This window comes from Streptomyces sp. NPDC101227 (assembly GCF_044767545.1).
GTDB lineage: Bacteria > Actinomycetota > Actinomycetes > Streptomycetales > Streptomycetaceae > Streptomyces.
The window spans coordinates 1-11,272 of the sequence record NZ_JBIWOD010000030.1; the positions used below are offsets into that span (position 1 = coordinate 1).

The 11,272-nt window shown below is 72.4% G+C and carries 9 protein-coding genes; 5 read left to right on the top strand and 4 right to left on the bottom strand.

All coding sequences use genetic code 11. From position 1 onward, the window contains the following. Window positions 1-151: 151 nt before the first annotated feature. The 3 genes from ACIRPT_RS39015 to ACIRPT_RS39025 form a co-directional block, all read right to left on the bottom strand. Complete coding sequence (locus ACIRPT_RS39015; protein WP_403836368.1) at window positions 152-1,009, bottom strand: fumarylacetoacetate hydrolase family protein; 858 nt, start codon at window positions 1,007-1,009, stop codon at window positions 152-154. 140 nt (window positions 1,010-1,149) lie between these two features. After that, window positions 1,150-2,121, bottom strand: a complete 972-nt coding sequence (locus tag ACIRPT_RS39020) for a YidC/Oxa1 family membrane protein insertase (protein ID WP_403836370.1) — start codon at window positions 2,119-2,121, stop codon at window positions 1,150-1,152. Window positions 2,122-2,227: 106 nt separating this feature from the next. Continuing rightward, the gene (locus tag ACIRPT_RS39025; protein ID WP_403510810.1) at window positions 2,228-2,533 is read right to left on the bottom strand and encodes a DUF6412 domain-containing protein; all 306 of its coding nucleotides are present in this window, start codon (window positions 2,531-2,533) and stop codon (window positions 2,228-2,230) included. A gap of 154 nt (window positions 2,534-2,687) precedes the next feature. On the opposite strand from ACIRPT_RS39025, the gene ACIRPT_RS39030 reads away from it, so the two are divergent. The 3 genes from ACIRPT_RS39030 to ACIRPT_RS39040 all read left to right on the top strand — a co-directional run bounded on the left by ACIRPT_RS39030 (window position 2,688) and on the right by ACIRPT_RS39040 (window position 7,155). Beyond that, a complete protein-coding gene (locus ACIRPT_RS39030) occupies window positions 2,688-4,766 on the top strand; it encodes an AMP-dependent synthetase/ligase (protein WP_403836373.1) in 2,079 nt (692 codons plus the stop codon). Between the two features lie 182 nt (window positions 4,767-4,948). After that, entirely contained in the window at window positions 4,949-5,596 is a 648-nt protein-coding gene (locus tag ACIRPT_RS39035; RefSeq protein ID WP_403510805.1) for a DUF4142 domain-containing protein, read from the top strand. 44 nt (window positions 5,597-5,640) lie between these two features. Then, on the top strand, window positions 5,641-7,155 hold the full coding sequence (locus tag ACIRPT_RS39040) for a DUF1996 domain-containing protein (protein ID WP_403836375.1): 1,515 nt from the start codon (window positions 5,641-5,643) through the stop codon (window positions 7,153-7,155). A gap of 218 nt (window positions 7,156-7,373) precedes the next feature. Here the strand turns inward: ACIRPT_RS39040 and ACIRPT_RS39045 are convergent, their stop codons facing one another. Next, a complete protein-coding gene (locus tag ACIRPT_RS39045) occupies window positions 7,374-8,174 on the bottom strand; it encodes a PucR family transcriptional regulator (protein ID WP_403510798.1) in 801 nt (266 codons plus the stop codon). 814 nt (window positions 8,175-8,988) lie between these two features. Between ACIRPT_RS39045 and ACIRPT_RS39050 the strand changes: the two genes are divergently transcribed. After that, entirely contained in the window at window positions 8,989-9,585 is a 597-nt protein-coding gene (locus tag ACIRPT_RS39050; protein WP_403510796.1) for a hypothetical protein, read from the top strand. Window positions 9,586-9,633: 48 nt separating this feature from the next. Further along, window positions 9,634-11,172 (top strand): NADH-ubiquinone oxidoreductase-F iron-sulfur binding region domain-containing protein, encoded by a 1,539-nt coding sequence (locus ACIRPT_RS39055; protein WP_403836377.1) that lies wholly within the window; start codon window positions 9,634-9,636, stop codon window positions 11,170-11,172. Window positions 11,173-11,272 lie beyond the last annotated feature (100 nt).

Sequence of the window (11,272 nt, forward strand, 5' to 3'; positions counted from 1 at the left end):
CACCCACGGGAGGGGACGGACCGTAGCGGCGGAGCCGTGTAGGGCCGTCACCGCACCCGACAAACCCACGCCCGCCGCAGGCGCAACGGCGAGAACACACCACGGCGGGAAAGCCAACAACGTTCGGCCCAGGCAAAGCGCAGCGGACCGGCTAGGCCGGCTTCAGCTCCTGCCGCTGGCGGCCCAAGCCGTCGATTTCCAGTTCCACCACGTCGCCGGGCCTGAGGTAGGGCTTGGGCTCCGGCTGGCCCATGGCGACGCCGGCCGGGGTGCCGGTGTTGATGACATCGCCCGGGTAGAGGGTCATGAACTGGCTGACGTAGCGGACGACTTCCGCCACCGGGAAGATCTGCTCGGCGGTGGTGCCGTCCTGTTTGAGTTCGCCGTTGACCCACAGGCGGATGCCGAGCGCCTGCGGGTCGGGTACCTCGTCGGCGGTTACCAGCCAGGGGCCCAGCGGGTTGAACGTCTCGCAGTTCTTCCCCTTGTCCCACTGGCCGCCGCGCTCGATCTGGAACGCGCGCTCGGAGACATCGTGCGCCACCGCGTATCCGGCGACCGCGGCCAGCGCCTGCTCGTCGCTCTCCAGGTAGCGGGCCGTACGGCCGATGACGACCGCCAGCTCCACCTCCCAGTCGGTCTTCTCGCTGCCCCGGGGTACGAGCACCGTGTCATCGGGGCCGACGACCGTGTCCGGGGCCTTCATGAAGATGATCGGCTCCTCGGGGGTCGCGGCCCCCGTCTCCCGGGCGTGGTCGTGGTAGTTCAGCCCGATGCACACGACCTTGCCGATCCCGGCCACCGGGGCACCGGTGCGCAGCCCGGAGGCGTCGAGTGCGGGCAGTTCGCCGGACGCGGCGGCGGCGCGGATCCGCGCCAGCGCCTCGTCGTCCGCGAGCAGCGTCCCGTTGATGTCCGGGACCAGGCCGGAAAGGTCCCGCAGGACCCCGGTCTCGTCGAGCAGCGCCGGGCGTTCCGCCCCCACCGTTCCGACACGCAGCAGCTTCATCGGTACAACTCCCGTGGTCGAAGGGTCGGCCCGGGAAGGGGTCTTCCGGGGCCGGCCGATGGGGGACGGCCATCGAGCGATTTGGTCGATCGTCCAAGAACGGGGTCCAGTCCGCAAGACCCCGTTCAGGGAGTGGACCATTACTGAGGGGTAGTAACGGTTTCCGGCGAGGTGGCTTCCGCGGCCTTGGTGCCATTTTCCGCCCGCTTGGCGTGGTGCCTGGCCCTGGCCGCCCGCTGCCGTGCGGCGCGGGTCCTGGGCGCGTGGCGCTTAGCAGGGTTGCTCCCCGGCGCCGCCTTGCCCTTGCCGGGTGCGGCGGCGTCCTCCGCGGGTGTGGCGTCGCTCTTCGTCCGGGTGGGCGCCCCGCTCGCCGGCTCCGGCTCCGCGCCGCCGCCCGGCTTCCGGTCCCGGTGCAGCAGCGCCCGCTCGCAGGCGGTCCAGGCCGTCGTCGTCACCATGTAGAGCCCGGCCGCCAGCGGGACCACGGCCACGGTGATCAGCGTGCCGAACGACAGCAGCGGCATCAGCTTCGTCATCCCGCCCAGGCCGGGCAGCGCGGGAGCGCCTCCGGGGGCCGGCGCGGGGGCGGCGGCCGTCGCGGCCCGTGCGCGGCGGAAGTTCCAGGTGGCGACCGCGGCGATCAGGACGAACAGCGCGAGATAGACCCGGCCGTGGGGCCCGAACGGCCCGCCGTCGGCGAGCGCGTCGCTCCAGTGCCCGCCGAGCGGGGCGCCCAGCAGGGTGTGGCCGAGCAGGGTGCCGCCCCCGGTGGAGAAGAGGTGGTACATGAGGAAGAAGACGGGGAGCTGGAGGAGGGTGGGCAGGCAGCCGGCGAGGGGGGAGGCGCCGGTCTTGGCGTAGAGGTCGGCCATCGCCTTCTGCAGCCGCTCCGGGTTGCCCTTGTGCTTGCGCTGGAGCGCGGCGACCTGCGGGGCGAGCGCGGTGCGGGCCTTCTCGCCGCGGGCCGCGGCGCGGGCGAGCGGGTGCAGCGCGGCGCGTACGGCGAGGGTGAACAGGACGATGGCGGCGGCCGTGGCCGCGGTGCCGAAGAGCGGGGTGATGGCGTCGGCGCCGCGCGCCAGACCCTCACCGAGGATGTCGAAAACGGACATGGGTGAGCCCTCCACGGGTCTCGTCGTGCCGGGAGAAAAGCGGATGCGGCGTGACGAGCGGCGTGGACGCGGGGGAACTGCGGGAAGTGCGGAAAGCGCCCGGCGTCTACGCGGCCGTCGGGAGGGAACGGCCCGGTGCTCGGGGACGCGGGCGGCCGGCCGCGTCGGGATCGCGCTGGGGCAGGAATGCCGTACGGCGCTCGCGGTCGCGGATGGCCGTGCGGATCCGGCCGGGCGGCAACGGCCGGGCGCGGTCGGCGAGAAGGAAGGCGCTGCACAGCAGCAGGACCGCGGCGGTGGTCGCGGCGGCCGTCAGAGCCGACGTCAGGCCCGTCTGGGCCAGCAGGAGTCCGGCGACCAGGAAAAAGAGCGCGGAGGTGTACAGGCGCCAGGCGTCGGCGATGCGGTACATCCCTGGTCCTCCTCGCGCACGGTCCTTGTCGTCTTCCGCTCAAGAGTAGCCGGGGCTCTGGGCAGGCGGGAGACCGACCGGTAACTTGCCCTCCCTGCCGCCGGGGACGGGCGGCGGATCAGGGGGAATCAAGGGGGAACACCTAGGAGGTGCTGTGCGCGACATCAGCGTTCCGGCCCTGGCGGCGCCGCTCCGGACCGGCGGCCTGGCCGACTCCGTCTTCGACACCGCCGCCTACCAGCCGGACTTCGCCCAGCTCGCCCGCCGCGACGACAGAGCCCCGGGGGTCTGGCGGGATGTGACGGCGGCGGAATTCCGCGACGAGGTCATGGCGCTGGCCAAAGGGCTGCTGACGGACGGGGTCCGGCCGGGCGCCCGGGTCGCGCTGATGTCCCGGACCCGCTACGAGTGGACGCTGTTCAGCTATGCGCTCTGGGCGATCGGCGCGCAGCTCGTACCGGTCTATCCGACCGCCTCCGCCGAGCAGTTGCGCTGCATCCTCGCGGGCGCGCGGGTCTCCGCGATCGTCGTCGAGAACGAGGTGGGGGCCATGACCGTGGCCGCTGCCTGCGACGAGTCGTCGGAGCTGCGGCGGCTGTGGCAGCTGGACCGGGACTGCGTCCGGCGGCTGGCCGAGGAGGGCACGCGGCTGACCGACGCGGATGTGCACCGGCTGCGCCGCGCGGTCACCCCCGGCTCCATCGCCGCGATCGTGCACACCTCGGGGACCACCGGGGTCCCCCGCGGCTGCGTGATCACCCATGCCAACCTCGCCGCCGAGTGCGACACCCTCTACGCGGGCTGGGGCGGGCTCCTCGCCGCCCCGGGCGAACGCCCCTCGCTGCTGGCCTTCCTGCCGCTGGCGCACATCTACGGGCTGATGGTCCAGGTGGCCTGTATGCGCGGCGGTGTGCTGCTCGGCCACCAGCCGGACCTCGCCTCGGACGCGCTGCTGGCGGCGCTGGCGTCGTTCCGGCCGACCTTTGTGTTCGCGGTGCCGTACGTCTACGAGAAGATCTGCGACCGCGCCCGCATGGCCGCCGAACAGGCCGGGCGGCGGCGGCTGTTCGATGCGGCGATGACGGTGGCGGTGCGGTACGCGGAGGCGGTGGCGGCGCAGGCGCAGGGCACCGGGCGCGGCCCCGACCCGTTCCTGCGGGCGCGGCACGCGGTCTATGACCGGCTGGTCTACTCCCGTATCCGGGAGCTGCTGGGCGGGCGGGTGCGCACCGGGGTCTCCGGCGGCTCGCCGCTGCTGCGGGAGCTGGGCCTGCTCTACGCCGGCGCCGGGATCACGGTCTACGACGGCTACGGCCTGACGGAGACCACCGGGGCGATCACCGTGCAGCCTCCGGGGCGGGTGCGGTTCGGGACGGTGGGGCTGCCGCTGCCGGGCAGCGCGGTGCATCTGGCCCTGGACGGCGAGGTATGGGTGCGCGGCCCGGTGGTGTTCGCCGGCTATCTGGACGAGGGCGATGCGCCGGGCGGCGGGCTGTACGACGGCTGGCTGCCGACCGGTGATCTCGGCCATCTGGACGACGACGGCTATCTGGTCATCACCGGCCGCAAGAAGGACATGATCATCACCAGCGGCGGCAACAGCGTGGCCCCCCAGGGGCTGGAGGAGCGGCTGCGCAGCCATCCGCTGATCTCGCAGTGCGTGGTGGTCGGCGACAACCGGCCGTATGTGACGGCGCTGATCACCCTGGATCCGGAGGCGCTGGCGCACTGGCGGCGGCTCGGCGCCGGCCGGGACGACGCCCGGGGGCAGGACGACGACGCGTACGGCCCGGGCGCGGTGTTCGGTGACGGCGGCGCGTACGGCCGGGACGGCGCGGAGGTCCTGGTCGGCGCGCGCAGCCGGCACGGCGCGTACGGCCAGGCGTATGCGTTCGGCGACGGCGGCGCCTACGGCCAGGGCGCCGGCGGCTTCGGGCCGGACGGCCGGGACCCGTCCCCGGAAGAGCAGGTACGGGACGAGGTCCGGCGGGCGGTGGCGCGGGCGAACAGCGCGGTCTCGCGCGGCGAGTCGATCCGCGCGTTCCGCATCCTGCCGGGCGAGTTCAGCCAGGAGGACGGGCTGATGACACCGTCGCTGAAGCTGCGCCGGGCGGCGATCGTACGGGCGTATGCGGCGGAGATCGACGCCATGTACGCGCAAGGTGAGCGCGAGCTGCGCGAAACCCGCGCGGAGCGGCGGAGGGCGGCGGCCGCGGGACCGTACGCACGCTGAAGTCCGCGCCGTTCAGGTGGCCGGGCCCGTACGCGGACGGTAGCAGCGCCGCGCCGGGCCCGGCCGTTATTTGTCCAGGGGTGAGGACCCCGGGCCACGGGCCCGGCCCGGCCCTTAGCGTCCGGTGGCATTCCGGTGGGCCCCACCCGGGGGCCCACCACGGAGACGAACCGGGAGGCCATGTGCGGTCGATCATCAGCAACTCCGCAGCATCCGGGCGGACCATCGCCACCGGACTGGTCGTAGCGGCGCTCGTGGCCACGCTCGCGGCGCTGCTGCTGCCCGTACAGCTCTTCGGCGAGACGGCCGCCGCCGCCACCAACACCGTCTCGTACGACGACGACGGCGGCGGCACGGTCACCACCCGCTTCGGGCCGCTCAGCCCCATGGACCGGGACTTCGTGCGCAAGGTCAGGCTGGCCGGGCTGTGGGAGATGCCCGCGGGCCGGCAGGCCCAGGAACGCGGGAAGACAGCCGCGGTGCGCACGGCAGGCAACCACCTCGTGGCCGGCCACACCGAACTGGACCGGCGGTCGGTGGAGGCCGGGAGGGCGCTGGGCATCGCGCTGCCCAACCAGCCCACCCCCGAGCAGCAGGGCTGGCTCGCGCAGCTCAACTCCGCCTCGGATGCGGAGTATCCCGCCCTCTTCGCCGAGCTGCTGCGCCGGTCCCACGGCAAGGTCTTCGGCCTGATCGCGCTGGTCCGCGACCAGACCCGCAACTCGATGGTGCGCGCCCTGGCGGACAAGACCAACTCCACCGTGCTGGACCACATCACGGTTCTGGAGAAGACCGGCCAGGTCGACTTCAACACGCTGCACAGCAGCTGAGCCGCCCGTCACCCCCCTCACACCGGACGAAGCGAAGTGATCTCATGAAGCAACGTCAAAGCCAACAGGGCCACAAACGCTCGCGCCTGACGACCAGAATGATGGTGGGGGCCGCCGCGCTCCTGCTGGGCGGCGGCGGGCTGGCGGCGGTCGCCACCACGGCGCTGGCCGGCAACGCCGAACCGGACGCGACCGCCGGCCATCAGCACACCGCCGTGGCCACGACCATCTCCTGTCCCGACGTCGGCGAAAAGCTGCGGCAGGTACCGCAGAGCGCCCAGCTCCAGGTCTCCAAGGGCCTGGCCGCCCTCGACCGCCAGGTCCACGACGCGTACCACAGGTGGATGGAGGGCGGCGACAGCGCCGTCCTCACCACGCTCAAGCATCAGCGCTCGCGCACCATCGGCACGATGGTCACCGCCATCAACAGGAAAGCGCCACGACCGGACTATCTGCTGAAGATGAGCGGCTGCACCACCAAGCCGGTCGACGAGGGCGCGGGCGCCGGCGGTTTCGACTCCACGAAGTCCACCGCGAACGGCTGGTACCAGGGGCAACTGCCGCAGCAGGGCGGGCAGCCGGAACAGGGGCAGTACCAGAGCCAGCAGCCGGGCCAGAGCCAGCAGCCGGGCCAGGAGCAGCAACCGGGCCAGGAGCAGCAGCAGGGCCAGCCTGGCGGCCCCTCGCCCGACGACTTCGTCGACATCAACAACGTTCAGCCGAACGCCGACGCTCCCCCGTTCGCCGCCCCCAACGGGGGCAACGCGACAACCGGTACCTTCACCACCGAATGCGGCCGCAACGAGGAAGGCCATTTCAACCCCGACAACGTCATCGTCACCCCGGGCGTCAGCAACGGCGCCCACCACACCCACGACTACGTCGGCAACAAATCCACCGACGGCTCCTCCACCGACGAGTCCCTCGCGGCCTCCGACACCACCTGCAACAACGGCGACCTGTCCACGTACTACTGGCCGGTGCTGCGCAAGCTCGACGGCCAGGCGGAGCAGAAGCCCGGCGCCGCACAGGACGCGAACGTCGGCTCGGTGCTGACCCCTGCCACCGTCACCCTCACCTACCGCGGCAGCCAGGCCGGCCAGGTCAGGGCGATGCCGCGCTTCCTGCGCATCATCACCGGCGACGCCAAGGCCTTCACCAACGGGACGGACAACGCCAACGCCTCGTGGAGCTGCACCGGTTCCGAGGACCGGCAGCTGAAGGACAAGTATCCGCTCTGCCCTCAGGGTTCGCAGGTCGTGCGTACCTTCGCCTTCCAGAACTGCTGGGACGGCCGTAGCACCGACAGCGCCAACCACCGCACCCACGTGACCTTCTCGGACCGCAACGGCAACTGCCCGCAAGGCTTCACGGCGATACCCCAGCTGGTGGAACGCCTCACCTACGACGTGCCGCAGGGCGCCAGCTTCGCGGTGGACAGCTTCCCCGAGCAGCTGCACAAGCCGGTGACCGACCACGGCGACTTCATCAATGTGATGCCGGACGACCTGATGAACAAGGCCGTCGACTGCATCAACAGGGGGCAGAAGTGCACCTGACACGCTGAACCGCTGACCGTACGCCGGATCAGCAGCACGGCGCTCGCAGCCCCTACGGGAGAGGGGAACAGATCCCGTAGGGGTTGCGAGTGCCCCCTGGTGGGCCACAACGCGGCGGCCCCGAGCCGGTATTCCCGGGCTCGGGGCCGCTTGCTTGTGTCTGGGTCGTGGAACCGATTACCTCAGGTGCGTCGGTGGGAGCGGACTCCCGTCGCCCGTCAGAGGCCGTTCACCCGGGCCTCCCTGGCCATGCCCAAGGGCCGGATACTCGAGGCCACGCTGCGGGCGCGGCGGCCGGCGCGGGCGCGGTAGCTGCGGACGTGGGCCATCAGGCGGCGGCTGCGGAGCGCCATTTCCAGTTCGAAGCGGGAGCGGGGGTCGCGGAGGACCGGGCCGAAGAGCTTCTCGATCTGGCGCAGGCGGTAACGCACCGTCTGCGGGTGGACATGGAGGAGCTTGGCCGCTTCCGGCGCACCGCCACCTTCCAGCCACGCCAGCAACGTGACTTCCAGGCGTTCGCTCTGACGCGGCGTGAGTTCCTCGAGCGGGCCGAGCCAACGGGAGGTCAGGGCGTCGGCGAGGGACTCGTCCTGGAGGAGGAGCAGCGCGGAGAGGTGGTCGTCGACGAACGCCGCCCGCGACTCGGGGCCGACCCGGCTCGGGGCCAGCGTCAGCAGATAGCGGGCCCAACGCAGCGAGGACGCGGCCTCGGTGGCCGGTACGACGTGCCCGACGGATGCCGCCCGGCCTTTGAGCGCCGCCTCGAGGCGGGCCCTGGTCTGGGTGGCCGGGTCGGGGACGAACAGGCAGGTGTCGCCGCCCACGGTGCCGATGAGCGCATGGCCCAGGGCGGCGGCCAGTTGGGGCGCCTCGACCGGCGTGGCGAGGACGACGGCCTGGACGGTGTCCGGGACCGGCCAGCCGGCGGCGCGGGCCAGGTCGTCCAGACCCCCCTCCGGCACGTCGCGGCGCCCGGCGAGGACGTCGAACAGGTCCTGCCGAGCCTTTGCGACAGGCATGGGTGTGACCACCGACGATACGGCCGGAGGTTTACTTCGCGACTCTTTTTGGTACCCGAGACATGTCAGCAGGGCCTGTTCAAGTGCCCATTGTGCGTCTTCTACGGGAGTATTACCGAGAAGTGCCGCCATTGCGGGAAATCCACGCTGCAGCTCGGCGACGACCTTCTCCGCAAAGTCCGGGATTTCCCTTCTCACCATGCGGTTCCACTCGCCCCGGGGGCGTGACCAGATGTGGTTCAGGAGATCACACATCGCTACCTCGATCCTGGCGGGGATGCGGCTTGGACAGGCGCTGAACTCCCCCGTGCGCCTGAGTCGGCATCATCGGGAGTCTGCGCGCGCGACCGCGATGCCGGTGCCGGAATTTGTCACAGCGCGATAAAGCTTACGAAAGCGCAACGCCGTTCGGAGATGCTTTTGCACATCCGGATTACGGCCCTGCGTATTCGCCCGGTCACTGAATGTTCAGTGTTACCGGCGGTCACGCAAAAGTGTTACCGGCGGTCACCCGAACAAATGACCCGGCACAAATGCCGCCGCAATACCGACGCCGGGAGATTTCGTCAACATTTGCACCCGCAACCCTGCCCCGCCACTGGGAGGTCCGATGTCCGCACCTCGTCTGCAGAGCCGGCAGAACCGCCGGAGCGGATCAAGTCAACAGAACCCAGAGGGACTTACGAGCCGTCATGCGCGCCGCGCGCGTCCCTCACCCGCTCCACGCCGCCCCCGGCGGCCGCCCGGAGAACCCGCCCCGCCGTCCCGCCGTGTCACCGGCAACCGCCTCGGCACCACCGCCACCACAACCGCCGTGCTGCGCCCGGCACTTCCGGCCGCGCTGCTGCTCTTCCTCGCGGTCACCGTGCATTCCGGCGCGATGGACACCGCGATGCGGTTCCTGGACTTCGGCGCCGGGGTACTCGCCCTGGTCGCACTGTCCGTCACCGTGCTGTGGGGACTGGCCGCCACCGACCGGATGGTGCTGCACTCGGGCCACCGGCTGCTCGCACAGGCCGTACACCGCGGCACCGGCATCGCCGGCCTCGGCTTCCTCGGCCTGCACATCTGGGTGAAGATCGCCGAGGGCCGCACCGGCGCGCTGTCCGCCGCGGTGCCCTTCACCGACGGCGCCCGGCCCTTCCTCATCGGCCTGGGCACGCTCGCCGCGTACGTCTTCCTCGCGGTCGCCGTGACCGGCGCCGTGCGCGGCGCATTCACCGGCATCGCCGGCTCCCGCTGGTGGCGGGCGCTGCACATGAGCGCCTACGCCGCCTGGGCGCTGGCCCTGGTCCACGGCCTCAAGTCCGGCCGTCAGGCCGCCGGCTGGGCAACCGCCGGCTACGCCCTGTGCCTGGCCGCGGTGGCCGTACGGCTCGCCCTGCGGCTGCGCGCCGCGCGCCGCGGCTGACGCGCCAGGACACACCGGCACCAAGAGCAGGAAACTCAGGAGAACCCCATGACCGCCCCCGCCCCCACCCGCCCGCTGCCCGTCGTCCCCTCGCCCGAACCCCTGCCGACGCTGGCGTCCCTGGGACCGCCGCGGCTGCTGGCCGGGCTCGACGAGGCGCCGCGCCTGGACCGGGTTGCGCATCTGGCCCGGCACGGCGGGCTGCCCACCCTCACCTCACAGGAGCTGGTGGCGCTCGCCGAGGACACCGATCTGCGCGGCCGCGGCGGCGCCGGCTTCCCCTTCGCCCGCAAGCTGACCGCCGTCCTGGACGGCATGCGCCGCTCCGACGGCAAGGCCGCGGTGGTCGTCAACGGCAGCGAGGGCGAGCCCAGTTGCCTCAAGGACACCGCGCTGCTGCTGCACGTACCGCATCTGGTGCTGGACGGCGCGCTGCTGGCCGCCGAGGCGCTCGGCGCGCAGGAGGTCGCGATCGGGGTGACCAGGGAGGACGTGGCCGGTTCGGTGCAGCGCGCCATCGACGAACGCGGCCCGGTGCGCCCGGTGTTACGGGTCACCCTGCTGACGGAGCGGTTCGTCACCGGCGAGGGGTCCGCCATGACGAACGGACTGGGCGGCGGGCCGGGCCTGCCGTCGGGCCGCAAGATCCGCTCCAGCGAACGCGGCCTCAACGGCCTGCCGACCCTGCTGTCCAACACCGAGACCTACGCCCAGCTCGCGGTCGCCGCCCGGCTCGGCGCGCTCGGCTACCGCACCGCCGGCCTGCCCGCCGAGCCCGGCACGCTGATGCTCACCGTCGCCGGCAACCGGGTCGTGGAGGCCCCCTACGGCGTCCCGCTCGCCCGGGTCCTCGCGCTGTGCGGGCTGGACCAGGGGCAGGGTGTGCTGATCGGCGGCTACCACGGCACGTTCATCTCCCCGGTCGACGCGGCGACCGCGACCCTGTCGCGGGACGCCCTGGCCGCCCATGACGCGGTGCTGGGCGCCGGGGCCGTGCTGCCGCTGCCGTACGACACCTGTCCGGCGGGCGAGACCGTACGGGTCGCGCGCTGGATGGCCGCCGAATCGGCGGGACAGTGCGGGCCGTGTGTGCTGGGCCTGCCCGCGCTCGCCGACCAGCTCGACCGCGCCGTGCGGGGCGGCGGGGAAGCCGCGCTGGAAGCCGTGCAGGCCCGGATGCGCGCCGTGGAGAGGCGCGGGGCCTGCAGCCACCCGGACGGCACCGCGCGCTTCGTGGCCTCGGCCCTCGCCGCCTTCCCCGAGGAGTTCGAGCGCCATGCGCGGGGGTTCGGGTGCGGCCGCCCGGTGACCGGGGCGCTGCCGGTCACCGGGCACCAGCCGCCGCCGCTCACCACACCCGCACCCACGCGCTCACCGGCACCGCCACAGGAGCGGCTGCTGGTCGACTGGACGCTGTGCCGCGGCCACGGCCTGTGCGCCGATGTCGTACCCGGCATCGTCAAGCTCGGCCCTGACGGCTATCCGCAGCAGGCCAGCATGCCGATGCCGGCCCGGATGCGGCGCCGGGCGCAGCTCGCGGTACGGCGCTGCCCGGCGCTGGCACTGCGCGTCCAGAACGCCAACTGACCGGCCCCTTCCCGTTTTTGTCATCCGGGAGAAATTTCCACGCCCGCTGAACGCGGCGCCCCCACCACCGCGTATCCCTCCCACGACAGCACCCGAGCCG